Origin of the sequence: Pseudomonas sp. NFACC25 (genome assembly GCF_900100935.1) — a bacterium.
Lineage (GTDB): Bacteria > Pseudomonadota > Gammaproteobacteria > Pseudomonadales > Pseudomonadaceae > Aquipseudomonas > Aquipseudomonas marginalis.
In genome coordinates, this window is the sequence record NZ_FMUC01000005.1 from 148220 (window position 1) to 173459 (window position 25240).

Sequence of the window (25240 nt, forward strand, 5' to 3'; positions counted from 1 at the left end):
AGGAGGCCCCGCAAGCGCGCTCAACAGCACACGCGTCTAAAATGCAGAACCTGCGGGCATGGGGAAAATTCAATCGGGGTTGTGCGGCTGCGGATCAGTGGTCGTCAGTAGCCCACGCCGCGGATTCTGGCGCAGCGCAAAAGCCGGCGCGCGACGTCACTTATACAAGATCGCCTGATGGATATCCTCCAGCGCCATGATGCGCTGGGCGGCATTCAGCTTGATGGCCTCCTTGGGCATGCCGAACACCACGCAACTGGCCTCGTCCTGGGCCACCGTGGCGGCTCCGGCCTCGAGCATCTCCTTGAGCCCGCGCGCGCCGTCGTCGCCCATGCCGGTCATGATGATGCCGGTGGCGTTCCTGCCGGCGAACTTGGCCACCGAGCGAAACAGCACATCCACGGATGGCCGGTGCCGGTTGACCAAGGGCCCATCAATGACCTGGGCGTGATAATAGGCGCCGCTGCGGGTCACCATCAGGTGCTTGCCACCCGGCGCGATCAGGGCCAGGCCCGGCAGGATGCGGTCGTTGTTGCGCGCTTCGCGCACCTCGATCTCGCATACGCTGTTGAGGCGCTCGGCAAACGAGGCGGTGAACTTTTCCGGCATGTGCTGCACGATCACCATGCCGGGACACACCCTCGGCAGTGCCGTCAAAACCGCCTCCAACGCTTGGGTACCGCCGGTGGACGTGCCGATGGCGACGATACGCTCGGTGGTCTGTGCCATGGCATGGCCATTGGCGGCAGGCAGGATCGCATCCGCGGTGAGCTTGCTGGCCGGGGCCAGTGCCGGCGCCGGGCTGGCGCTGCGCTTGCCCAGGTTCCTGACGTTGGAGTTCGCTGCGGCGCGGATCGCGGCCACCAGCTCGGCCGCCGACTCGATCAGGAAACTCTTCAACCCGGTAGTGGGCTTGGTGATGATTTCCACCGCGCCCGCCGACAGCGCCTGCAGGGAGGTTTCCGCGCCTTTCTGGGTCAACGAGGAACAGATCACCACCGGCGTCGGCCGTTCGCTCATGATTTTCTTGAGAAAGGTGATGCCGTCCATGCGCGGCATTTCCACGTCCAGCACGATAACATCCGGCCATTCCCGGGCGAGTTTATCCATGGCGAAAATCGGGTCGGAGGCGGCGCCCATGACGTGGATATCCGGCGTATCGCTGAGAATCGCCAGCAGTACCTGGCGCACCACGGCCGAATCATCGACGAGCAGCACACTGATTTTTTTGGTAGGCATCTTGTTGAATTGTTCCCATTGGTTGGTGCCGGACCCAGACGTTGCCGTTCCACAGGTCGAACATGATCGTGCGGTAACCGGTACTGCCCATGTCCTGGGCCGTCAGGTGCAGGTGATAGCGCTCGGCCAGGGCCAGCGCCGCGCGAATATTCAGGCTGGCCACGTCCTGCGTCGGCAGGCGGCGCAGCTGGGGAAACATCTTGCCGCCGCCGAACAACTTGACCTGGTAATCCTGTGCATGCGTACCATTGATCTCGGCGTGGCGCAGCAGCAGTTCCAGGGCTTCGTCGGCATATCGGCCGTCCAGGGGCTGATGGTCGCGCACGCGCCCCGGCAGCATGAAGTGACACATGCCGCCGATCAGCCGTTGCGGGTGCCAAAAGGTGATCGCCACGCAGGAGCCGAGCAAGGTGCGCAGGCGCGTCGGCCGCGTCGCAAAGCTGACCTGGCCAGGCGCCAATACCACTTCGGCCGTACCGACGGGCTTTTTCATGGCTTGCGGTAAATCGACGGAGCCACCAGCTTCAAGGTGTCATTGACACCGTGGAGGCTTTCCGAGTGACTGATGATCAGGTAACCGCCCGGCTTGAGCAGCGGCAACAGGCGCGCGACCACCTGGCTCTTGGTCTGCTGGTCGAAATAAATCATCACGTTGCGCAGGAAGATCACCTCGAACTCACCCAGGGCCGGCAGCGCTTCGTTAAGGTTGACCTGGACAAAATTGACGCGGCTACGCAAGGCCTTGTCGATCAGCAAGGTGCCCTCCTGGCGACCAATGCCCTTGAGGCAGTACTTGGCCAGCAGCGGTTGGGGCAATGTCTCGGTGCGTTCCAGGGAGTAATGGCCGGTGCGCGCCTTGGCCAGCACTTGGGAGCTGATGTCCGAGCCGACCACTTCCCAGGGCGTGCTGCCGAGGCTTTCGGCCAGGGTCATCGCCAGGCTGTAGGGTTCTTCACCGGAGGAGCTGGCCGCGCTCCACACGCGAAACACCTTGCCCGGCGCGGCCCGGGGCAGCACGTGCTGACGCAGGAAGTCGAAGTGCTTGGGCTCGCGAAAAAAATAGGTTTCGTTGGTGGTCAGCAAATCCAGCGCAACCTGCAGTTCGCCCTTGCGCTGGTCATTCATGATCAGCTTGAAATACTCACCATAGCTGTGCAGCTCATAGTGCTTGAGGCGCTTGAACAGGCGCCCGGCCACCAGGGCTTTCTTGGTCGGCGACAGGTTGATGCCCGCCGCGCGGTACAGCCAGGTCTGGAACTGACCGAATTCATGGTCATCGATGGACACGGTGTCTGCCATGGTCGGGTCTCAACGCGGGTCGAGGTCGAGGGCCGGCGCCTGGCCGGCCTCGGCGAGGCTGGACATCTCATCGATGGACAGCACCTTGTCCACCTCCAGCACGATCACGAACTTGCCGTCGACCTTGGCCATGCCGCTGATGAAATCGGCGCGAATTCGTGCGCCGAAGTTGGGTGGCGGCTCGATCTGCGTCGCCGGGATCTCCCGCACCGCAGACACCGTATCGACCAGCAGCCCGATGTCCTGGGCCTGGCCATCTTCGGTACTCGCCTCGATGATAATCACGCAGGAGCGCCGGGTGATCGCCGAGTTGGCCCGGCCAAAGCGCGCCGACAGGTCGACCACCGGCACCACCGCGCCGCGCAGGTTGATCACCCCGCGTACGAACGCGGGCATCATCGGCACCACGGTCAGGCTGCCGTATTCGATAATTTCCTTGATCCCCAGAATGCCGATGGCGAACATTTCGCCGCCGAGCATGAAGGTCAGATACTGCGCATCCTCGTCGACCGCTGCTGCGGTCTGCCGAGTCGTCATTGCTGCACCCATGTCACTCTCCCTAGTAGGCCCGTATTGATCGTGGGATCAGAAGCGGGTGAAATCCGCTTCGTCCGGGGCACTGGCCATGGTGTAGGCGAACGCCTTGCGCTGCGCCGGTAGTTTTGGCTGTGGCGCCTGACGGTTGGGCTTGCTGCCCGGGCTGTCCACGCTGTTGCTTTGAACCGCAGCCTTGGGCGCTGAATCCAGCACGAAAAAGCTCATGGCCTGTTGCAGTTGCTCGGCCTGGCTGCTCATTTCTTCCGCCGTGGCCGCCAGCTCCTCGCTGCTCGAGGCATTTTGCTGGGTCACCTGGTTGAGCTGGGTCATCGCGGTGTTGATCTGCGCGACACCGGCGGCCTGTTCCTCGGACGCGGCGCTGATTTCCTGCACAAGGTCGGACGTCTTGTTGATGGAGGGCACCATTTCGTCGAGCAACTTGCCGGCCTTCTCGGCCATGTCCACGCTGCTGGAGGACAGTTCACCGATTTCCTGGGCGGCAACCTGGCTGCGTTCGGCCAACTTGCGCACTTCGGCGGCCACCACGGCGAACCCCTTGCCGTGCTCGCCGGCCCGAGCGGCCTCGATGGCGGCGTTGAGCGCGAGCAGATTGGTCTGGTAGGCGATGTCATCGATGATGCTGATGCGCTGGGCGATTTTCTTCATCGCCACCACGGTCTGCTGCACCGATTCGCCGCCCTCGGTGGCTTCCTTGGCGGCCTTGCTGGCCATGCCATCGGTGACCTTGGCGTTTTCGGTGTTCTGGTTGATGCTGGCACTCATCTGCTCGACCGACGCACTGGTTTCCTCGACGCTGGCGGCCTGTTCACTGGTGGCCTGGCTCATCGATTGCGCGGTGGCGCTGACCTCCTCGGAGGCGCTGGCCAGGTTGTCGGCGGCGTTACGCACTTCGCCGATGATATGGGCGAGCTTGCCGACCATGTTGCGCATGGCGTTGAGCACCATGCCGGTTTCATCCTTCCCGCCCGGCTCGATGTGCGCGTTGAGGTTGCCTTCGGCCAATTGCTCGGCGGCGCTCGCGGCCTGGCGCAATGGGCGGGAAATGATCCGCGCGATGAACATCGCCAGGCCCAGGCCGATCAACAGGGCCGCGACCAGTACCGCGATGATCGACACCCGCGCGCTTTCATACAGCGCCGAGCCCTTGTCACCTGCGGCCGTTGCGCCGGCATCATTGAGCTCGACCATTTTCTGCAGACGGGACGTCACCTCATCGAAATGCCCCTTGGATTCTCCCCTGAGCAAACCGCGCGCCTGGGCTTCCTGGTTCTGGCGAGAAAACTCAAGCACCTGCTTGCTGCTTGCAAGGTAGGCGTCCCAAGCGCTTTTCACGCTGGTCAGGAGTTGACGATCTTCATCGTTCGACAGCAATTGCTCGTAGGTGCCCATGCGGGTTTCGAACTGTTGGCGCGCGTCGGCGGCTTCGCGTTCGGCCTGGGCCTTTTCCTCGGCAATCTCGGTGCCGATGTGGCGGTTCTCTTTCAAGCGATAGTTGGCGGCAAAAAAACGCATGCCTGCCGCGGCACGCATGGAGGGCATCCAGTTGCCCTTGATGTCCTGGGCGGCCTGGTTGACGGCACCGAGCTGGAGTATGGCGAAGCCGCCCATGGCTCCAGTGAGCACCAGGACCACCAGGAATGAACAGATCAACTTGGTGGAAATCTTAAGATCGTAGAACCATTTCATCGGGGAACCTCCATGGAATTGCAAATGCGTCAGCGAGCGACGGCCGGTGGCGACTGAGATGCCTGGGCCGTGCGGGCTTCCAGTTGTACGATTTGGTTGAGCAGTACCGGTACATCCAGGATCAGGGCCACCGCGCCGCTGCCCAATATGGTCGAGCCGCTGATGCCACGCAGTGCACCGAACAGCTTGCCCAGGGGTTTGATCACGGTCTGGAACTCGCCGAGCAGGTCATCCACCACCAGCCCGGCCTTATGCTCGGCGTAACGCACCACCACCACATTCTGGCGTCGGGACGCGGGGCCTTCGTGACTGAAGTGATCGCGCAGGTGCACCAACGGCAACACCTGGCCACGCAGGTCCAGGTAGCCCGTGTCGCGACTGGACTGGCGCTGCTGTTCATCCAGCTCGATACACTCCTGGACCATGTCCAGGGGAATCACGTAGGTGGATTGGTCGATGCCGACCAGGAACCCATTGATGATCGCCAGGGTCAGCGGCAAGCGAATACGCACCACGGTGCCCTGGCCGGGGCGGCTGTCGAGGTCGACGGTGCCTCGCAACAAGGTGATATTGCGCTTGACCACGTCCATGCCGACACCGCGCCCGGACAGGTTGGTCACCGCCTCGGCGGTGGAGAACCCGGCTTCGAAGATCAGGTTGTAGATCTCCTGGTCGGTGAGCACCGCACCGCTGGCCACCAGCCCGCGCTCCTGGGCCTTTTGCAGGATGCGATCGCGGTTGAGGCCGGCGCCGTCGTCGGCGATCTCGATGACGATGCTCCCCGAGTCGTGGTAGGCATTGAGGCTCAGATGGCCCTTGGCCGACTTGCCGGCCGCACGCCGCGCATCGGCGCTTTCGATACCGTGGTCCATGGCGTTGCGCAACAGGTGCATCAGCGGGTCGCCGATCTTCTCGACCACGGTCTTGTCCAGTTCGGTTTCCGCGCCGCTGATGCTCAGTTCGATGTCCTTGCCCAGCTCCTGGCTGATATCGCGCACCACGCGGCGAAAGCGGTTGAACGTGTCGCCGATGGGGATCATGCGCAAATGCAGGGCGCCATCGAGGATCTCTTCCACCAGCCCCGAGACTGTCGAGGAGGCCTCGTGCAACGGGTCGTTGTTACAGGACCGGGCCAGCAGGTTCGCGCCGGCGCTGGCGATGACCAGCTCGCCGACCAGATTAATCAATTCGTCGAGTTTGTCGGCGTTGACGCGCACGTAATTGCCGTCGCGGCTTTTCGCTTCGCCGGTCGCCAGGCGCTGCGGTGCAGCCGTCACAAGGGCTGGCTCGGCCTGCGTGCCCGGTTCGCCCGCCGGGGCCTGGGTGCTGTCGGGCGCTTCATCGACGGCACTGATGTGCACGTCACAGTCGTCACGCACGAAATCGAACACCTCGTTGAGGCTGGCATGGCTGGCGGTCGAGCGCAGGTCGATCTCGAAACCCAGGTAGCAGCTTTCCGGGTCCCAGCTGTCCATGGGCGGGATGCTGTCGGTCAGGGTGGCGACCTGTATCAACTGCCCCAAGGTCTCGAGGTAGCGCAGAAATGACAGCGGGTCCATGCCATTACGGAACACATCCGTGCCGAAGCGCAGGGAAATATGCCAAAGCACTTCGACCGCCACGTCGTCGGTCACCTCGGCGGTTTCGACGCTGGCAACGGCGGTTCGCATCGGCTGGTAGGCACTCAGCGCCTCGCGCAATGCCTCGCCGCGCTCCAGAGCGGCAGGGGTCGGCGTTTCACCGCGGTCAGCGACCACTTCGACCAGTTCGAGTATGTGGTCGCCGCACTTGAGCAGCAGCGCGATCAAGGCGGCGTCCACCGCCACACTGCCTTCGCGCAGGCGGTCAAGCACGTCTTCGACGATATGGGTGAACCCGACGATCGACGCCAGGCCGAAAAGGCCCGCCGAACCCTTGATGGTGTGCGCGGCGCGGAAAATCGCGCCGATGGCATCCTGGTCGCCGGGCTCGCTTTCCAATTGCAGCAGGGATTGCTCCATGGCCTGCAACAGCTCGCGCGCCTCAACGATGAATGTCTGTTGTGCCTGATCGAGATTGATGCTCACCGTGACTTTCCTTGTCGATCAAAAAACCTGGGAAGCGCGGCTATGAGGCCGCGCTGCGACACAGTTGGAGCGCCTGCGTGACCGCCTGGCTCTGGCCGGTCACGCTCAAGGCTATGCCGGCATTACCGGCCTCACGCCGGATGACCGCGAGCAACTGCAAGCCGGCGCCATCCATTTCCGTGACCTCAGACAGGTCCAGCTCCAGGCGGGGTGCCGCGCCCATCTGCTGCAGCAGCGCCGCCGCCAATTCCGCTACGGTGTAGATCGTAAGCTCGCCGTCAATGCGCACGTGGGCCGTGTCGTCGAGTGTTTCAGTGGTAATCGGCATGGGAGCCTCCCTGGCGCCGGGGTCAAGGCAGGATCAGTTTAGACACAGCTGCCAACATCTGCGCAGGCTGGAACGGCTTGACCACCCAGGCCTTGGCGCCAGCGGCCTGGCCCTCGGCCTTTTTCGACTCCTGGGACTCGGTGGTGAGCATGATGATCGGGGTGAACTTGTAGTTGGCCAGCTTCTTGACCTCCTTGACGAAGGTGATGCCGTCCATGTTGGGCATGTTCACGTCGCTGATGATCAGGTGCACTTTCTGCCCGGTCAGCTTGCCCAGGGCATCCTTGCCGTCGCTGGCCTCGATGACGTCGTAACCGGCGCTTTTCAAGGCTATGCCGACCACTTGCCGCACGCTGCTGGAGTCGTCGACCACTAATACACTCTTCGCCATGATGTACTCCTAAAAGAAGGTGATGTCTTGAGAATTCTGCTGCACGGCCGCCTCTCCATGATGGAGGCGGCGTTGCTCGTCGGTGGCATAGGTGGCTTCCATGCGCGCCAGCCATTGGCGGGCGTCGACGGCCACCGGCTGGTCAGGGGCCTGGCTGGCCTGCAGGAGGTGCTCATGCAGGGCCTGCATGTTGTCGCGCACGTGGCTGAGGATCTGGCTGACCCGGTCCTGGAATTGCAGGTTGACCAGCACTTCGGTCATCTCATCCCGGATGCCGTAGCTTTCCTGCTTGAGCAGGTCGGCGGACTCGGCCAGGCGCCCGGTGATGTTCTGGAAGCGTTCGAGCACCACTTGAATACTGTTTTCGGACTCGGCCACCGAATGGCTGTCCTGGTCGGCACTGCTGGACGCGGCCTGGACCAATTGCGTAATGGCGTTGTTGATGATGTCGACCTTGGCCGACATCTGCTGGCCGGTTTCACTGGATTTGCTCGACAGGCTGCGCACCGCGTCGGCCACCACCGCAAAACCGCGCCCGGCCTCACCGGCACGCGCCGCCTCGATGGCGGCGTTGAGGGCCAGCAGGTTGGTTTGCGCGGCGATCGCCGCCACATCGGCGGCCATGGTCCGCAGTTCGCCGGTGTAGGCGGTCAGGCTGCGGACCTGGGCCAGGGTCTGGTCACGGCTGGTTTGGGTGGCCTTGAGCGAATTGATCACCTGGCTCAGCTCGCTGTCACTGCGTGCCAGCACCTCAAGCGCACCGTCGGCGGCCTGCCCGTCCAGTTCGCCGGCCGCGTGCTGCGAGGCTTGTACCGTTTCCTGCAAGCGTGCGGCGATCCCGGTGAAACGGTTGGCCAGGCTCACGATCGCTTCTTCGGTCTGATGGCGCGAGCTTTCCACCTGCTTGGCCCAGATGGGCATGGCGCCCAGCAATACCTCATCGAGCTGGGCACGGGAGGCCATGCCGTCGTGCGCCGCGTGCGCATCTGACTGATCCGCCTGTGCAAGCGCTTGCTGCATTGCGTTGCGCTGCGAACTCGCACTCCAGGCACAGGCACCGAGGCCGATCAGCACCAGTACCGTGCAAGCCAGCAGATTGGCCGGCGAGGTTGATTGCACAAGTATCCACAACACGGCGGGCACGACCGGGATCAAAGCGAACCAGCGAAAACGCGGATAAACGGGAAGAGGCAGGCGGCTGGATTGGCGCTGGGGCATGAGTTCGATCCTTGAACGTTGTTGCGGATGTAAGTGACATAGTTGTTATCTGCGCTGTAACTTGCAACTTGAGGCGACTTGAGTGCCTTCCGTCTGGTTTATGACCGCAGGGTGACAGATCGGTCAGTTCTGGATTCTTGTTCCTGAAGGATCAGCGGTGGTTTACCGAACAGGGGGTTGTCGCAAGCGCTGGCTAGCGAGTCTGTCTTTCAGGCTGAAAAATCTCTTTGTGGTGAGGGCGGTTGGTTCCGTGGCGGCCTTCGGGCCGACCATGTCGTTGGGTTTGACCGAGTACATATCCGTTGCTGCGGTCACGGCTGCCTACGGTTCCGCCCTTACGGCGGGTCACTTTGGAAAAGCCCCAAAGTAACCAAAGGGCTCTTGCCCCACCACTCGGTACCTCGCCTAGGCTCGGTATGCCCGAACGCAGGCTTGAATCCGTGGGCCGCCGTCATCGGCCATCCCTGGCCCAGGACGGCTAACCCGGCGTCCTGCCGGGTTACCCACGGATTCAAGCCTGCGTTCGGCCAGCGTGGTTAACGGGGCGCCTAGGATCAAGATCAAAAGCCAGAGCAAAAGCAGAGCAAAAGCAGACCGAGTTCTAGCTGATATGTGGAGATCCAAATGTGGGAGGGGCGGTGCGACGATTCGACTTGCCCCCGATGAGGGAGTGTCAGTCACTTATTTTTTAACTGACCCGGCGCTATCGGGGGCAAGTCGAATCGTCGCACCGCCCCTCCCACATTTTTAACCGAGTACACCAGACCCAACTCCGGTCGGCTCTAAGGCCGCCGCGCTTCGGCTTTTGATCTCAAATCGCCCCGTCAAACACGCTGGCCGAACGCAGGCTTTGGAGCGTGGGTAACCCGGCAGGACGCCGGGTTAGCCGCGCTGGGCCAGGGATGGCCCATCGCGGCGGCCCACGCTCCAAAGCCGGAGTGAGGGCACACCGAGCCTAGGCGAGGTGCCGAGTGTTGGGGCGAAGACCTTTTGGTTACTTTTGGGTCTTTCCAAAAGTGACCCGCTGTAAGAGCGGAACCGTAGGCAGCCGTGACCGCAGCAACGGATATGTACTCGGTCAACTCCAAATACATGGTCGGCCCGAAGGCCGCCACGGAAGCAAGCTTCCTCGCCACAGACCAATGAAAATTGTGTAGACACCCATACTCAGGATTACCTGACCACCGCGCGTCATCGGTCACAGAGCTGCGCCTTTATGTTTGCACCAAAACAAAACGGCACCTGGGTGCCGTTTTGTGTTCGACGCCCCGGCACGTTTACTTACGCGCTGCCTCCCACTGCTTGAGCAGATCGCCATAGGCCACGGTCTCGCCTTTCGGTTTCTCGTTGGCCAGTTTCGGTTTCGGCGCGCCCGGCTGGTCGAACCAGTATTGCGCGTCACGCTCGGGGTTCATTTTCGGGCCGCACACCGGTTGCACCTTGGAGCGCTCCAGGCGCGTCATGATCGCGTCCTGCTCCTTGGCCAGGTTGTCGAGGGCCTGTTGCGGGGTTTTCTCGCCGCTGGCGGCGGCGGCGATATTGCTCCACCACAGTTGCGCCAGACGTGGGTAGTCCGGCACGTTGGTACCGGTCGGGGTCCACTCGACCCGCGCCGGGCTGCGGTAGAACTCCACCAGGCCACCGAGTTTCGGCGCCATGTCGGTCATGGCCTGGGAGTTGATGTCGGACTCACGAATCGGCGTCAGGCCAACGATGGTTTTCTTCAGGGACACGGTTTTCGAGGTGACGAACTGCGCGTAGAGCCAGGCCGCGAGTTTCTGTTTCTCCGGGGTGGACTTGAGGAAGGTCCAGGAACCCACGTCCTGGTACCCCTTCTTCATGCCTTTTTCCCAATACGGCCCGACCGGCGACGGCGCCATGCGCCATTTCGGCGTGCCGTCGGCATTCACCACCGGCAGGCCCGGCTTGGTCATGTCGGCGGTAAACGCGGTGTACCAGAAGATCTGCTGGGCGATGTTGCCCTGGGACGGCACCGGGCCGGATTCGGAGAAGGTCATGCCCGCCGCTTCCGGTGGCGCATAGGCTTTCATCCAGTCCACGTATTTCTGCGTGGCGAACACCGCCGCCGGGCCGTTGGTGTCGCCGCCACGGGTGACGCTGGAGCCCACCGGGTGGCAGTCCTCCACGCGGATGCCCCACTCGTCCACCGGCAAACCGTTGGGCAGGCCCTTGTCGCCGCCGCCGGCCATGGAGAACCAGGCATCGGTGAAGCGCCAGCCCAGGGACGGGTCTTTCTTGCCGTAGTCCATGTGCCCATAGATGCGCTTGCCGTCGATTTCCTTGACGTCTTCGCTGAAGAATCTGGCGATGTCTTCATAGGCCGACCAGTTCACCGGCACGCCGAGTTCATAGCCGTATTTTTCCTTGAACTTGGCTTTCAGTTCCGGCCGCTCGAACCAGTCGGCGCGGAACCAGTAGAGGTTGGCGAATTGCTGGTCGGGCAGCTGATAGATCTTGCCGTCCGGCGCGGTGGTGAAGGAGATGCCGATAAAGTCCTTGATATCCAGGGTTGGCGAGGTGAAGGCCTTGCCTTCGTTGGCCATCAGGTCGGTGATGGATTCGGTCTTGCCATAGCGAAAGTGCGTACCGATCAAGTCGGAATCGTTGACCCAGCCGTCATAGATATTCTTGTCGGACTGCATCTGGGTTTGCAGTTTCTCCACCACGTCGCCTTCCTGCAGCAGGTCGTGGGTCAGCTTGATGCCGGTGATTTCGCTGAAGGCCTTGGCCAGTACCTTGGATTCGTACTCGTGGGTGGTGAGGGTTTCCGATACCACGTTGATTTTCATCCCACGGAACGGTTCGGCGGCCTTGATAAACCACTTCAACTCCTCAAGCTGCTGGTCGGCCGTGAGGGTCGACGGCTTGAACTCGCTGCCGATCCATTTCTTCGCCGCATCTTCATACGCATCAGCCCAGGCCGAAGCGCTCAAACCGCTGAGGGCCAGTACGGCGGCCAATGAAATGCTATGTCGCAGCTTATTGTTCTTATTCAACATAGAGACCTCCTGGTTGTTTATTCATAAGGGCACTAGCCCCAACGCATCACACTCAACAGCCATACCAGGGAGAGCGCGGACGCTACCCAGATGCTCCAGTCGGTAACGCCGATCACCAGCAAATGCAGGTAGGCGCTGCCGAGAAGACCGATAAACAAGCGATCACCACGGGTGGTGCTGATCGGCAGGACGCCGCGCCGCGGGATGCTCGGCGAGCGCAGCTCCCAGGTGGTCATGCCCGCCAGAATCAGGGCAATGCCGCCAAAGAACAGTGCAGTAGGGGTGGTCCAGGCCATCCATTCCATCATCGACTCCTCAGACCCGGCCCAGGGCAAAGCCCTTGGCCACGTGGTTGCGAACAAACCAGATCACCAGCATGCCGGGCAGGATGGTCAACACCCCCGCCGCTGCCAGCACGCCCCAATCGATACCCGAGGCCGACACCGTGCGGGTCATCACCGCCGCGATGGGCTTGGCGTTGACCGAGGTCAGGGTGCGCGCCAGCAGCAGCTCGACCCAGGAAAACATGAAGCAGAAAAACGCGGTCACACCGATGCCGGAGCCGATCAACGGGATAAAAATCTTCACGAAGAACTTGGGAAAACTATAGCCGTCGATGTAGGCGGTTTCGTCGATTTCCTTGGGCACCCCGGACATGAAGCCCTCCAGGATCCACACCGCCAGCGGTACGTTGAACAGGCAGTGGGCCAAGGCCACGGCGATGTGCGTGTCGAACAGGCCGATGGACGAATACAGCTGGAAAAACGGCAGCAGGAACACCGCCGGTGGCGCCATGCGGTTGGTCAACAGCCAGAAGAACAGGTGCTTGTCACCCAGGAAGCGGTAGCGCGAGAAGGCATAGGCTGCCGGCAACGCCACGCTCAGGGAAATCACCGTGTTCAGGCTCACGTAGTACAGCGAGTTGAGGTAACCGGTGTACCAGCTCGGGTCGGTGAAGATCACCTTGTAGTTGGCCAGGGTGAAATCCTGCGGAAACAGGGTCAGGCCGCCGAGGATTTCGGTGTTGCTCTTGAAGGACATGTTCAGCAGCCAGTAGATCGGCACCAGCAGGAACAGGATGTAGATCAGCAGCGGAATAACCTTGCGCTTGCTCATGTTGGCGGCCTCAGCGGTTGGCGTCGGAGTGGGTCATGGCGGTGTAGAACAGCCAGGACACCAACAGGATGATCAGGAAGTACACCAGGGAAAACGCCGCCGCCGGGCCCAGGTCGAATTGGCCTACGGCCATCTGGGTCAGCGTCTGACTGAGGAACGTCGTGGCATTACCCGGCCCGCCCCCCGTGAGGACGAAGGGCTCGGTGTAGATCATGAAGCTGTCCATGAAGCGCAGCATCACCGCGATCAGCAGCACGCTTTTCATCTTCGGCAACTGGATATGCCGGAACACCGCCCACGCCGAAGCCCGATCGATACGTGCGGCCTGGTAGTACACATCCGGGATCGCTCGCAGCCCGGAATAACACAGCAGCGCCACCAGTGAGGTCCAGTGCCACACATCCATCACCAGCACGGTGACCCAGGCGTCCATGGTGTTGGCCGCGTAGTTGTAGCTGATGCCCAGGGCGTTGAGGCTGTAGCCCAACAGGCCGATATCGGCGCGGCCGAAGATCTGCCAGATGGTGCCCACCACGTTCCACGGAATCAGCAGCGGAATGGCGAGGATGATCAGCACCAGCGACGACCAGCGGCCCTTGGTCGGCATGGTCAGGGCGATGGCGATGCCCAGGGGGATTTCGATCAGCAGCACGCAGGCCGAGTAGATGAACTGGCGCAGCAGCGAGTCGTGCAGGCGCGGGTCGAGCAGCACCTGCTTGTACCAGTCGGCGCCGACAAAGTAGCGGCTGGACTGGTCGAAGATGTCCTGCACCGAATAGTTGACCACGGTCATCATCGGGATCACCGCACTGAACGCCACCAGCAGGAACACCGGCAACACCAGCCACCAGGCCTTGTTGTTCTGCACCTTGTTCATGGCTGCACCTCCAGCAGGTAGTCGTCGGCATACACCATCAGCCACTGCGCGGGAAAGCTGATGGACGCCCTGCCCTCGGGCACCGGTTTGTCTTCGGCCAGGCGCACCTTGAGGGTGGCGCCGTCGAGGTTGAGGGTCATGATCTTGTAGGTGCCGAGGTCTTCGAGGTGAGTGACATCGGCTTGCAGGGCGTCAGGGTTGTACTCGTCCCATACGTGAATGAATTCCGGGCGGATCCCCACCTGCAGCGTCTTGTAGTCGCTGCCGGCAATGCGTTGCTGCAAGGCCTCGGACAACGGCAGAAGCGTGCTGGCAAAGCGCACACCACCGGCCTCGGCCTGCACCTCGATCAGATTCATCCCAGGGCTACCGATGAAATAGCCGACAAAGGTGTGGCTGGGCCGCTCGAACAACTCACGGGGCGTGCCGAACTGCACGATCTGCCCGCCGTACATCACCGCGATCTTGTCGGCGAAGGTCGAGGCCTCAAGCTGGTCATGGGTGACGTAGACCATGGTGATATTGAACTGCTCATGGATCTGCTTGAGCTTGCGCCGCAGCTTCCACTTCAGGTGCGGGTCGATCACCGTCAGCGGTTCGTCAAAGAGGATGGCCGACACATCATCCCGCACCAGGCCACGGCCCATGGAGACTTTCTGTTTTTCGTCGGCGGTGAGGTTGCGGGCTTTTTTGCTCAGCAGGTTTTGCAGGTCGAGGACTTCGGCGATTTCCTGCACCTTGCTGTGAATTTTCGCCTCGGCCATGCCCTGGTTTCGCAGGGGAAAGGCCAGGTTATCGAACACGGTCATGGTGTCGTACACCACCGGGAACTGGAACACCTGGGCGATGTTGCGTTTTTCCGGGGTGAGGTCATTGACCACTTTGCTATCGAACAGCACCTGCCCTTCGGACGGGCTGAGCAGGCCGGAGATGATGTTGAGCAACGTCGACTTGCCGCAGCCCGACGGCCCGAGCAAGGCGTAGGCACCGCCCTGCTCCCACACGTGATTCATTGCCCGGATAGCGTAGTCCTCAGGGCCGCTCGGCGTGGGACTGTAGCTGTGCGCCAGGTTCTGCAAATGGATCTCGGCCATCAGGCAACCCTCGCGACGCGGCGCCCGGGGGCCTGGACCAAACGGCCCTGGCCATCGAACACAAACAGTTTATGGGTGGGGATGTACACACGGATCGGCGCGTCGACGTCGTACTCATGTACCCCCGGCAGGTGCAGCACCAGCAGGAAGTGCTCGCTGCGCACATGCAGGAAGGTTTCCGAGCCGCTGATCTCGGCGACTTCCACGGTCACCGCCAGTTCGAGGTCGTCGTCGTTACTCGGCACCAGGCTGATATGGCTGGGGCGCACACCAAAGCGGAATTCGCCTTCGCCGATGGGGCGCAGGTCGACGTTCAGCGGGAAGTGCACGAAATTGGCGAAGCTCACCTCGTTACCGCTGATACGTCCCGGCATCAGGTTGATCGGCGGCTCGGAAAACAGCTCGGCGGCCAACACCGTTTGTGGTTGGTGATACACCTCGGCAGCCTTGCCGCTCTGGATCACCCGGCCTTCGTGAAGAATGGTGGTGGTGCCGCCCAGGGCCAGGGCCTCGTTCGGTTCGGTGGTGGCGTAGATGGCGATGGTGTGCCGCGCCTTGAACAGCTCGCGCATTTCCTGACGCAGCTCTTCGCGCAGTTTGTAGTCCAGGTTCACCAGCGGCTCGTCGAACAGGATCAGTTCGGCATCTTTCACCAACGCGCGGGCCATGGCCGTGCGTTGCTGCTGGCCCCCGGACAACTCCAGCGGGTGACGTTGCAGGAATTTCTCGATGCGCAGCATCCGCGCGGTTTCCAGCACCTTGCTCTGGATCAGCTCGTTGGACACACCGGCCTGGCGCAGCGGCGAGGCGATGTTTTCGAACACGGTCATGGTCGGGTAGTTGATGAACTGCTGATACACCATCGACACGTTGCGCAGGCGCACCGGTTTGTGGGTGACATCCACGCCGTTCATTAGGATGCGCCCGCTGTCGGGCTTGTCCAGGCCCGCCATCAGGCGCATCAGGCTGGTCTTGCCGGACAGGGTGCGGCCCAGCAGAACGTTGAAGGAGCCGGCTTCGAAGCGCAGGTTGGCGTCGTCGATCCAGGTTTGGCCTTCGACGACGCGGGAGACATGTTCCAGGGTCAATGACATGACACGACCTTTTTATTATTGGAATGAATCTGGCCAGTCGTCAGAGCGAGTTTCATGCCAAAAACGGCAGGTGCTTGATCCGCAAGGAAATGGATTGAACGTGATGTTCAGGAGCGAACAGAAATGAACAGGTCTGGCTGAACAACTGAACAATCCGGGGGTTGACAATGAACAGTTATGAACAACACTCTTTGAACCCGATTGACTTCGTTGCATCCGTTGATTGTGCAAGACCCCAAAACAATAAAAAGAAGGTCGCCCCATGGCCGAACCCCTGGCTCACGACACCCTTATCCAGGAATCCTGGCGCCGTTGCCGCGCCTTCGGCCTGGACCACCAGAGCACGCCCAGCTTCGATCAACTGCCCGCCGAGGGCATCAGCCAATTGCTGGAAAGCCAGCATTCCCTGGTGCAGACCACGCACCAGGAAGTCCTGCCTTACTACGAAAACATCCTGAGCAATTCCAACTGCCTGATCATGCTGGCCGACAACCAGGGCCAGGTGCTGACCAGCTGGGGCACCCAGCGCTTTATCGAGCCCAAGCTGGCCCGAGGGTTCAGCGCCGGCGCCAGCTGGATGGAGCGCTCCAGCGGCACCAATGCCATCGGCACCGCACTGGCCTGCGCCCAGGCGGTGCATATCGAACATGACGAACACTTCCTCAAGGCCAACCGCTTCATGACCGGCTCGGCAGCGCCGATCTTCGATGCCCAGCGCGAAATCATCGCGGTGCTGGATGTCTCCAGCGACAGCTACCTGCCGCCCTCCCACACCCTGGGCATGGTCAAGATGATGAGCCAGACCGTGGAAAACCGGCTGATCCTCAACCTGTTTCGCGGCGAACACTTCCAGCTGACCTTCAACACCGGCCTGAGCAACCTCGACAGCCAATGGGCGGGCCTGCTGATCTTTGACGAGAGCGGCCAGGTGCTCTCGGCCAACCGCCGGGCCGACAACCTGCTGGGCATCAGTCTGTCGCGGGTGATGATCGACAGTCTGTTCAAGGTGTCGCTGCTGGAGTTGCTCAATCAGCCGGAGGGCCTGCCCTTTTCGCTGCAGGCGGCCGGACGCAATCGCTTCCAGTGCCTGCTGAAGCGGCCGAAGCAGATGCCGGTGCAGGCCCGCGTGTTCAGCGAGCCCATTGCGCCAAAGCCCGCCGCGATTGGCCTGAAGACCTTGCACTTTGGTGATGTGCGCGTGGAAAAAGCCGTGCGCCAGGCCGAGCGCCTGCTGGAGAAGGACATCCCGCTGCTGATCCACGGGGAAACCGGGGTGGGCAAGGAAGTCTTCGTCAAGGCCCTGCATCAGGCCAGTTCCCGCAGCCAGCAGGCGTTTATCGCGGTGAACTGTGCGGCGATTCCCGCCGAGCTGGTGGAATCGGAACTGTTCGGCTACGAAAAAGGCGCGTTCACCGGCGCCAACCAGAAAGGCAGCATCGGCCTGATCCGCAAGGCCGACAAGGGCACGCTGTTCCTCGATGAAATCGGCGATATGCCGCTGCCGACGCAAGCGCGCCTGTTACGGGTATTGCAGGAGCGTTGCGTGCAACCGGTGGGCAGCAGCGAGTTGTTCCCGGTGGACTTGCGCATCATCTCGGCCACTAACCGAGCCTTGCGCGAGCAGGTCCAGGCCGGGCGCTTTCGCGAGGACTTGTACTACCGCATCGGCGGCCTGACCCTTGAATTGCCGCCGTTACGCGAGCGCAGCGACAAGCGGGCGCTGTTCCAGCAGCTGTGGCAGCAACACCGGGAGCCAAGCCAATGGGCCGGGCTCAGCGCCGAGGTGCTGGCGCTGTTCGAACAGCACCCGTGGCCCGGCAACCTGCGCCAGGTGAGCAGCGTGCTGCAGGTGGCGCTGGCGATGGCCGAGGAACAGCCGATCCGTCCGGAGCATCTGCCGGACGATTTTTTTGTCGATTTGAACCTGACGGCGCCACTGCCCGCCAGTGAACACCTGGATGCCAGCATCGACCTGACCCAGCGCTTGAAGGCCGCCGGCGGGAATATTTCCCACCTGGCGCGGGAGCTGGGCGTGAGCCGCAACACCCTGTACAAGCGCCTGCGCCAGAACGAACGCTAGCGCGGCTTGACCACCACCAGCAGGTCGGTGAAGTACTCCACCTGGATCGGCAGGTTATCCGCCAGGGTCGACAGCGCCGCCGCCGTGTCATCCAGCTTGAACACCCCCGTCACCCGCAGGTTCTGCAAGGCCTGGGGGTCGAAGCGCAGCAGGCCGTGGCGGTAGCTGGCCAGGGTTTGCAGCACTTCGCTCAGGGGTTGGTCGTTGACCTTGAGCAGGCCACGGGTCCAGGCGTCCGGGTCGGTGTCGTCGGTGGCCTGGGGCGGTTGGGCGCGGCCATGGTCGAGGATCGAGCGCTGGCCGGCGGCGACCTTGACGCCTTCGCTGCTGTCACCTTTGACTGCCACGGTGGACTCGATCACCGTCACCACCGTGGTGCCGTCTGGCGCACGCTTGACCAGGTAACGCGTGCCCAATGCCGTCGCCGTGCCTTGGTCGGTACGCACCACGAAGGGCCGTTGCGCATCCTTGGCCACGTCGACCCAGAGTTCGCCTTGCAGCAGTTCGATCACCCGTTGGTGGCCGTCGAATTTCACGTCCACCGCCGAGTTGCTGTTGAGTTGCAACTGGCTGCCGTCTTCAAGGGCGATCTGGCGCCGCTCGCCCACGTCGGTGCGCTGGTCGGCCATCCACACCGGCAGGTGCGTAAGGCCCAGCCAGCCGCAGAGTAATACGCCGAGCACGCCCATCGCCTGGGCACCGCGCGCGCGACGCGGGGCAAATGCGCGGTTCAGGGCCACGCGTGCGGGTTGTGCAGGCAAGGCATCGAGGCTGCCCCACAGCGCGCGCATGCGGTCGATGGCAACCGCGTGGCGAGGGTCGGCCTGGCACCAGGCGTTGAAGGCCTGACGCTCGGCGTCGCTGACCTCTTCGTCGTGCAGGCGGGTCAGCCAATTCGCCGCTTGCTGGATGATCTGTTCGGAACTCATGCCAGCGGGTCTGCCGCGTGCAGGCTGTGGTAGCAGTGCACCAGGGCGCTGGAGATGTAGTTTTTGACAGTGCTGGCGGACACCTCCAGGCGCGTGGCGATTTCGCTGTAGGTCAGCCCGTCGAGGCGACTCAACAGGAAGGCTTCGCGAGCCTTGGCGGGCAAGCCGGCAAGCATTTCGGCGATGCGTTCCAGGGCTTGCAGGGCCACATGGATCGCGGCCGGGTCGGGCATGCCGGCATCCTCGCCCTGGATCACCAGGGCTTCCATGTAGGCTTTTTCAATGCGTCGACGCCGGGCGCCATCGATCAGCAGGCGCCCCGCCGTGGTGGCCAGGAAGGCCCGGGGTTCCTGGATATTTTGCGGCTCGGCCAGCATCAGCACACGGATGAAGGCATCGTGGGCCAGGTCGGCGGCGTGCTGGGAACACCCCAGTTTTCTGCGCAGCCAGCCTTGCAACCAGCCGTGGTGCTCGCGGTACATCGCCGTAAGGGTCTGCTGACGCACTGAATCGCCCAGCGCGGCCGGAATATCATGCATGCGCAAAAGAGTCTCAAATGGGAAGAGTTACCAATTGCGCAAACAATGCCAGTAAAACGATAGTGGGGCAAGGGGCGCACAAGCGCTGAAAGCACCATGAATCAACTGTGGGAGGGGGCTTGCTCCCGATAGAGGGTGGGTCAGTCAGCTTATCTGTCGCTGATACACCGCTATCGGGGCAAGCCCCCTCCCACAGTTTGATCTCCATGCAGCAGGTAACTGTGTGTCCTCTTAGCGCCAGCTCCATGAGACACCGGTGTAGATCCCGCGGCCATCGGCCGGGGTTGAGCGTGCGACATCCAGGCCCTTGTCGTCGTAGCCCGGCGTGACGGTGTTGGCGTAGCGACGGTTGGTGAGGTTGCGCAGGTCGACCCAGGCTTGCCAGTCCTGCTTGGGTGCGTCGTAGCCGAAGGTCGCGCCCAGAAGGGTGTAGGACGCGGCGTAATAGGAATTGGCGTAGTCCACCGCCACCCGTGAGGAATACTCGGTATTGAGGCCGGTGTAGAAACCCGTCGGGTGGCTGTAGCGCAATTGCGCCTGATAGTAGTGCTGGGGGATGCCCGGCAAGCGGTTGCCGCCGAAACGGTCGTCGTCGCGGTAGTGGAAGTCGCTGAAGGTATAGGCTTGGCGCAGGTCGAGCTTGCCGCTGCGGCCGCCGTCCCACAGCGGGCTGAGCAGGCCCAGCTCCACGCCCTGGTGCACGGTGGGGCTGGCGTTGGACTCGGCGAGGATGGCATTGCTGGTCGAGGTCTGGGCCTGGGTTTCCACGGTGAGCAGTTCATGGCGCACTTCGGAGCGGTACAGCGCCAGGTCCCACTGGCCGAGCCATGCTTCGCCACGGCCACCGATTTCCAAGGTGGTGGCGGTCTGGTTTTTCAGGCTGACGCCTTCGCGCTGTAATCCAGTGGCCGGGCCGCTGCCCGCTGGAAAGTATTTGTTGGAACCCCAGATCATCGACCACGCATGCGGCGGCTCGACCGAGCGGCTCAGGTTGCCGTACACCTGCAGCTGCGGGGTGAAGTCATAGCGTAGGCCGATGCGCGGCGCGTAGTCCCAGTCATGCTGGCTGAGCGGCGCCTGGCCTTCGGGATAGGTGACCTGGGTCTCACGGCGGGTGTAGATCGCGGCCAGGCCGGTGGTCAGCCACAGGTCCTGGACCAGCTCCAGGTCGTTGCCGATATGCAGCACGGTGTCGGAGCCCAGGTAGCTGTAGTCGCGGGTCTTGGTGCCGGGGGCGTAGGTTGCGGTGTTGCCGGCCGGCGTGCGCACGTATTCCGACGTGCCGTTGTTGGGCATCGCCTGGGTGGTGCGCAGGCCGAGGGTGGTTTTGCTGTCGTGGCCGAACAGCGTGTCCTGGCGGATGTAATTCAGGGTGCTGCTGATATCGGTGTAGGCCACCTTGAGACGGTTGGTGCCTTCGCGCAGGTCCATCGGGTAATCGTGATAGGCCAGCCCGACTTCCAGGCGCGAATTGTCGTCCAACTGCAAGGTGGTCTTGTTGGCGATCCAGGTGGAACCCGGTTGCAGGCGCTTGGAATCGCGGGCAACGTTGAGACTGTTGGCGGCACGCGGGTCGTGGCTGATCTGGGCGCGGGTGAGTTTGCCGGGGGTGTCGTTGGTGGTTTCGCGGTAGCGGAAATAAAAGCGGGTTTCCAGGTCCGGGTTGAAGCGGTAGCCGAAGTTGGCGGCCATGCCCTTGCCGGTGGCGGCGCTCTGGCGCTGGTAGCCGTCGGATTCCGAGTCGGTGAGGCTGATGTAGTAGTCGGCATCCCCCAGCACCTGGCCCGAACTGATCTCGCGCTGGGCATAGCCACGGCTGCCGGCTTCGTAGCGCACTTGCAGCTTGGGCGCATCGTAGCCGGTATGGGTCACGTAGTTGACCGCGCCGCCCAGGGCCAACGCGCCTTGATCAAAACCGTTGGCGCCGCGCAGCACCTCGACGCGGCTTTGCCACAGCGGGTCCTTGAGTTCATAAGGGGTGCCGCCGGGGCCGGTCAGCGGCAAGCCATCGAACATCTCATAGAGCCCGGAGGCGTGGGCTCCTGGGCTGCGGTTCAAGCCCGAACCGCGAATGGACAGCTTCACCCCTTCGTTATTCGCCGCCTTGGCATACACACCCGGCTGGTACTTGAACACGTCTTCATTGGTACTCACCCGCCCCTGCTGCACGCTGCTCATGTCGATGTAATTGGTAGCACCGGGCACGCTCTTGAGCTGCGCCTGGGCCACTTCGCCGGCGCCGGCCTCGGGCGTGGTGACTTCGACCGGCGCCAATTGCAGGTCTTCGGCGTGCACCAGGGAGCTAAAGGTCAGGGCGGCGAACAGGAACGGAGGTGGGCGCAGCAGCATGGGCGGATCCTTGGAATTCGGGGGCGTGAAAGGCTGGGCCGTCACGCGAACAGTGATGGGAAGACAACGATGCCCGCCAAGTCACGCCTTGATAACGGACCAGACGCTTCCCACAACAGCGTCGGACCGGATTTATTTTTTAAGTCCAAAATCGAATTAATACATGCAAACTCAGTATTTAAAGAAATAACCAGTACCCATTACTGTGGAGCCATCGAGTCACCTACGAGATCGCCTCCCATGCCTGCATCCGCCACCGTCATCGACTTTACCCTCCACCGCAAACGCCGCCAGGCACGTGCTGCGGCCGAGTTGATGTGGGCGATGTACGCGGCGCGCGCAGGGTTGGCGGTGTTTACCACCCACGCCGCAACGCCCAGCGATACACGCCGGGCGTAGGCCAATGAATTTCCTGCATGTGATTCCCGAACCGCCCGAACCGCTGCCCAAGCCCAACACCGATGACGATGTGATCAGCCTGTGCGTGGCGCATAACCTGCAACGCCTGCGCAGCAAACGGCACTTGTCACTGGACGCCCTGGCACGCGCCTGCGGCGTGAGCCGGGCAATGCTGGCGCAGATCGAATCCGGGCGCAGCGTGCCGTCGATCAAGGTGTTGTGCAAAATTGCCAAGGGCTTGAAGGTGTCGGTGGCGGCGTTCCTGGAAGATCGCGCGTTCGAAGGAGTGGAAGTGTTGCCGGCGCAGCAGAGCAAGCGCCTGGTGAGTGCCGATGGCGCGTTTATCAGCCGCGCATTGTTTCCCTACGATACGGCACGCCAGTCCGAGTTCTACGAGATTCGCCTGCGGGCACTCGGCGAGGAAGTCTCCCAAGGCCACGGGCCGGGCATCCAGGAAAACCTGGTGGTGGCCCAAGGCGTACTGGAAGTCAGCGTCAATGACGAGCGCTACCTGCTGTCCACCGGCGATTCAATCCTGTTCTACGCCGACCAGCCCCACCGCTACCGCAACCCGGCGGACAGCGAAGCCGTGGCGTTCCTGGTGATCACCTACCCCGAGCGGCTGGATTAATCACGGCAAAAAAACGCCCCGACTTATCGGGGCGTTTATTCATCGCGCGGGACCTGTCAGCAGGTGCAGCACATCATCGGCATGCCGTTGCAGCTCATCATCATGGGCATGGCGCAGTCGTTCATCATTTTGTTCATGAGCATGCAGCAGTTGTTCATCATGTCCATGCTCATGCCCGGCATCGGCATCATTTTGCACATCATGCCGTCGGCCATCATGGTGCATTCCATGACGCACTTCATCATCGGCATGGGCATGCCCATCATCGGCATCATGTTCATGCCGGTCATCATGGCCATGGCGTCCGCCGACATGCACATCATCGACAGGTTGGCGCACTGCATCATCATCGGCATGCCGCAGTTCATCATCATCGCCATCATTTCGGCATTGGTCTTGAACTGGGCCATGTCCATGCCGGCTGCCGGCTTCATGGTGCACATCATGGCGTCAGCGGCCATTTCGCATTTCATGGTGGCCATCATCATCGGCATGCCCATCATCGGCATCATTGGCATGGAGGTGTTCATCGGCATCTGCATTGCATTCATCATGTTCGAAACTCCGTAATCGACAGGAAATGGCTAGGTTCTGGCGCCGATTCTAGAGAGACCGGAGGGCTGCGCAAGACGCCGGCAGAGCAGCAGGAATGGATGTTCCCAGGCACGCTTGGTCGAACAAGACAGCTGTATTTGGCGTGATAACAGTGATTTTGGTGCTATTGCGTTAGTTACATCCGTTACCTGGCGGCTATAGACGTCATGGATATTCGATTGAGGAATCTCGTCCAATCTTAAGGAAATAAACGGTCTAACGGATGAGCCTAGCCGTCGGGCTTTTCCAGCGACTGCATCAATTCATCGGCCTCCGAACCTGGTGGTAGCCTGAACCCATGCATTTCATCAGTGGCCAGAATTTCCCCCAGGGCGGCGAGCAACTGCGCCTCTGTCGGCGAGTCTCGCAGCAATTTATGCGCGGGCAGCAACAGCTCAGAGGGGACGCCGTGAACGCTCGCGGCGTCGATCACAGCGAAAAGGATAAAGCGCAGGCGTATTTCGCGGTCCGTCGGCCAAGCCGTTTTTCGCTTACCCAAGGTAGGGCCTCGTTTTTTCAGAAAAATCCGAGGCTATTGCGCACAGGGAGGTGTTTCAAGCATCGGAATGCAAGATAGGCCGCTTCCTACATCCAAAGGAGAAACAGCATACCGAACAACCCAATTACTGCACCGGCAGGAAATTCATCAACAACAGGCTTTGTGCATAGTTAAGCCCAATACGGCGGTAGCGTTCGTCGAGCATCTGGGTCAACAGGTCCAGACGCGCAACAATCTTGCCGAACTCGACGGCGAAACTCAGGTTGCTGCCCTCCTCCGAGATCTCGTTGGAAAACAGGAGCAGGACACCGTTTGCATCCTGGCGCTTGCTGAGCAGCCAGGTGGCCTTCTCGATATTGCGCGCGGCATTGCTGACGAACTGCGGGTTGATCGAGTCGGTAATGTAGAACTCGGTACGCCCACCGTGGGCGGTCACGATCATGCTGCCGATGGCATAGATAAACGCCCCGACCCGGTCGCCCTGAAACTCAGGGCTCAAGGAGTAGCTCAGCGCCGCCAGGTCGCGACGCTCCCCGAGGGCGGGCAATGAGCGGCGCTGCTCAATGGCCAGGCGGATCTCCCGCGCAGCGCTTACCGCATCGGGATAACCCGACTGGCGCCACTGGTTGGGGTTGCGCAAATAGAGCTTGTTCATGAGCAAATACAGGCTTTGCAAGTTGTCGCGCATGCCCAGGGTCGCCATGCGATCGACACTGGTCTGGAAGAATTCATCGGGTTTGCCATCGCTGAACTGCTTGGCGATGTCCCGCCCCTGCTGCTGGGTGCAGCCACTGGCGCAGAGTATCAACACCACGGCCAGCCACAGGGGCCGAGGCACTCGTCGAGTCTTGAATAAAAGTAACGTGCGATCCATCGGCACCCGATCTGGTTCTTTTGCCCACGCGGGAAATCGGCAGGGCTGGGACAAGGATAGATTGGATAAATGAAAAAAAGTGCAATGGGCTGGGCAGATAGTTGTAAGCAGAGCCCGCAGCGGATTGAATCGGCCCAATCGTGAAAGATTCGTTTCAGGGCCTATACTCAATGGAACAGTTGCGAGTGTTGTTGGCGATCCAGGGAGGATCTACATCGCGCACGGCACTTCCCCCCGCAGCTGTACAGGAGGGTCGCACAGATGAAACATCCCATTCGAGCTCAGATTTTTGTCCAGGTGATTTGCCTGCTATCGGTGGCTCAGCTTTTCTGCTGAGCCATGGTTCACTGCCTTTAAGAT

The 25240-nt window shown here is 61.7% G+C and carries 24 protein-coding genes; 4 read left to right on the plus strand and 20 right to left on the minus strand.

Annotated elements, in window-relative coordinates; translation table 11 throughout:
• Positions 1-156: 156 nt before the first annotated feature.
• The 15 genes from BLQ09_RS14120 to BLQ09_RS14200 all read right to left on the minus strand — a co-directional run bounded on the left by BLQ09_RS14120 (position 157) and on the right by BLQ09_RS14200 (position 15986).
• A complete protein-coding gene (locus BLQ09_RS14120; protein ID WP_027607287.1) occupies positions 157-1239 on the minus strand; it encodes a protein-glutamate methylesterase/protein-glutamine glutaminase in 1083 nt (360 codons plus the stop codon).
• Entirely contained in the window at positions 1202-1732 is a 531-nt protein-coding gene (gene cheD / locus BLQ09_RS14125) for a chemoreceptor glutamine deamidase CheD (protein ID WP_027607288.1), read from the minus strand. Before cheD ends, BLQ09_RS14120 begins: the two co-directional genes overlap by 38 nt.
• Positions 1729-2538 carry a CheR family methyltransferase gene (locus BLQ09_RS14130; protein WP_065924564.1) on the minus strand — a complete coding sequence of 270 codons (810 nt, stop codon included), beginning with the start codon at positions 2536-2538 and terminating at the stop codon, positions 1729-1731. The genes cheD and BLQ09_RS14130 overlap by 4 nt, the downstream gene beginning before the upstream one ends.
• Before the next feature lie 9 nt (positions 2539-2547).
• Positions 2548-3087: a chemotaxis protein CheW gene (locus BLQ09_RS14135; protein WP_027607290.1), complete on the minus strand. Its 540-nt coding sequence runs from the start codon at positions 3085-3087 to the stop codon at positions 2548-2550.
• Between the two features lie 36 nt (positions 3088-3123).
• A complete protein-coding gene (locus BLQ09_RS14140; protein ID WP_092357424.1) occupies positions 3124-4782 on the minus strand; it encodes a methyl-accepting chemotaxis protein in 1659 nt (552 codons plus the stop codon).
• A gap of 29 nt (positions 4783-4811) precedes the next feature.
• Positions 4812-6848 carry a chemotaxis protein CheA gene (locus tag BLQ09_RS14145; protein ID WP_092357426.1) on the minus strand — a complete coding sequence of 679 codons (2037 nt, stop codon included), beginning with the start codon at positions 6846-6848 and terminating at the stop codon, positions 4812-4814.
• A gap of 40 nt (positions 6849-6888) precedes the next feature.
• Positions 6889-7176 (minus strand): STAS domain-containing protein, encoded by a 288-nt coding sequence (locus BLQ09_RS14150; RefSeq protein WP_092357428.1) that lies wholly within the window; start codon positions 7174-7176, stop codon positions 6889-6891.
• Positions 7177-7198: 22 nt separating this feature from the next.
• Positions 7199-7567 carry a response regulator gene (locus BLQ09_RS14155; protein ID WP_027607294.1) on the minus strand — a complete coding sequence of 123 codons (369 nt, stop codon included), beginning with the start codon at positions 7565-7567 and terminating at the stop codon, positions 7199-7201.
• Positions 7568-7576: 9 nt separating this feature from the next.
• On the minus strand, positions 7577-8785 hold the full coding sequence (locus tag BLQ09_RS14160; RefSeq protein WP_043293725.1) for a methyl-accepting chemotaxis protein: 1209 nt from the start codon (positions 8783-8785) through the stop codon (positions 7577-7579).
• A 1277-nt stretch (positions 8786-10062) separates the two neighbouring features.
• Positions 10063-11805, minus strand: a complete 1743-nt coding sequence (locus BLQ09_RS14175) for an ABC transporter substrate-binding protein (protein ID WP_092357432.1) — start codon at positions 11803-11805, stop codon at positions 10063-10065.
• A 32-nt stretch (positions 11806-11837) separates the two neighbouring features.
• Positions 11838-12110, minus strand: coding sequence for a DUF2160 domain-containing protein (locus BLQ09_RS14180; RefSeq protein ID WP_027607297.1), 273 nt, complete (start codon positions 12108-12110; stop codon positions 11838-11840).
• A gap of 10 nt (positions 12111-12120) precedes the next feature.
• Entirely contained in the window at positions 12121-12921 is an 801-nt protein-coding gene (locus BLQ09_RS14185; protein WP_003174634.1) for a carbohydrate ABC transporter permease, read from the minus strand.
• Between the two features lie 10 nt (positions 12922-12931).
• Positions 12932-13798: a carbohydrate ABC transporter permease gene (locus BLQ09_RS14190; protein WP_025858174.1), complete on the minus strand. Its 867-nt coding sequence runs from the start codon at positions 13796-13798 to the stop codon at positions 12932-12934.
• A complete protein-coding gene (locus tag BLQ09_RS14195; protein WP_092357434.1) occupies positions 13795-14892 on the minus strand; it encodes an ABC transporter ATP-binding protein in 1098 nt (365 codons plus the stop codon). Before BLQ09_RS14195 ends, BLQ09_RS14190 begins: the two co-directional genes overlap by 4 nt.
• Positions 14892-15986 carry an ABC transporter ATP-binding protein gene (locus tag BLQ09_RS14200; protein ID WP_027607299.1) on the minus strand — a complete coding sequence of 365 codons (1095 nt, stop codon included), beginning with the start codon at positions 15984-15986 and terminating at the stop codon, positions 14892-14894. Before BLQ09_RS14200 ends, BLQ09_RS14195 begins: the two co-directional genes overlap by 1 nt.
• Positions 15987-16248: 262 nt before the next feature.
• Here BLQ09_RS14200 and BLQ09_RS14205 point away from each other — a divergent pair, with 262 nt between their 5' ends.
• A complete protein-coding gene (locus BLQ09_RS14205; RefSeq protein ID WP_092357436.1) occupies positions 16249-18066 on the plus strand; it encodes a sigma-54-dependent Fis family transcriptional regulator in 1818 nt (605 codons plus the stop codon).
• Here BLQ09_RS14205 and BLQ09_RS14210 read toward each other — a convergent pair.
• The 3 genes from BLQ09_RS14210 to BLQ09_RS14220 form a co-directional block, all read right to left on the minus strand.
• Complete coding sequence (locus BLQ09_RS14210; RefSeq protein ID WP_092357438.1) at positions 18063-18995, minus strand: FecR family protein; 933 nt, start codon at positions 18993-18995, stop codon at positions 18063-18065. The two genes, BLQ09_RS14205 and BLQ09_RS14210, sit on opposite strands and share 4 nt — an antisense overlap.
• Entirely contained in the window at positions 18992-19534 is a 543-nt protein-coding gene (locus tag BLQ09_RS14215) for a sigma-70 family RNA polymerase sigma factor (protein WP_092357440.1), read from the minus strand. The genes BLQ09_RS14210 and BLQ09_RS14215 overlap by 4 nt, the downstream gene beginning before the upstream one ends.
• A gap of 231 nt (positions 19535-19765) precedes the next feature.
• Entirely contained in the window at positions 19766-21883 is a 2118-nt protein-coding gene (locus BLQ09_RS14220; protein WP_092357442.1) for a TonB-dependent receptor family protein, read from the minus strand.
• A gap of 240 nt (positions 21884-22123) precedes the next feature.
• Between BLQ09_RS14220 and BLQ09_RS31275 the strand changes: the two genes are divergently transcribed.
• The 3 genes from BLQ09_RS31275 (at position 22124) to BLQ09_RS31280 (ending at position 23483) form a co-directional block, all read left to right on the plus strand.
• Positions 22124-22282, plus strand: a complete 159-nt coding sequence (locus tag BLQ09_RS31275; RefSeq protein ID WP_162844266.1) for a hypothetical protein — start codon at positions 22124-22126, stop codon at positions 22280-22282.
• A gap of 4 nt (positions 22283-22286) precedes the next feature.
• Complete coding sequence (locus BLQ09_RS14225) at positions 22287-22913, plus strand: helix-turn-helix domain-containing protein (protein WP_092357444.1); 627 nt, start codon at positions 22287-22289, stop codon at positions 22911-22913.
• Between the two features lie 63 nt (positions 22914-22976).
• On the plus strand, positions 22977-23483 hold the full coding sequence (locus BLQ09_RS31280) for a hypothetical protein (protein ID WP_065941793.1): 507 nt from the start codon (positions 22977-22979) through the stop codon (positions 23481-23483).
• Positions 23484-23736: 253 nt separating this feature from the next.
• Here BLQ09_RS31280 and BLQ09_RS14235 read toward each other — a convergent pair whose 3' ends face one another.
• The gene (locus BLQ09_RS14235; RefSeq protein WP_065927112.1) at positions 23737-24006 is read right to left on the minus strand and encodes a hypothetical protein; all 270 of its coding nucleotides are present in this window, start codon (positions 24004-24006) and stop codon (positions 23737-23739) included.
• 124 nt (positions 24007-24130) lie between these two features.
• On the minus strand, positions 24131-24880 hold the full coding sequence (locus BLQ09_RS14240; RefSeq protein ID WP_027607308.1) for a hypothetical protein: 750 nt from the start codon (positions 24878-24880) through the stop codon (positions 24131-24133).
• Positions 24881-25240 lie beyond the last annotated feature (360 nt).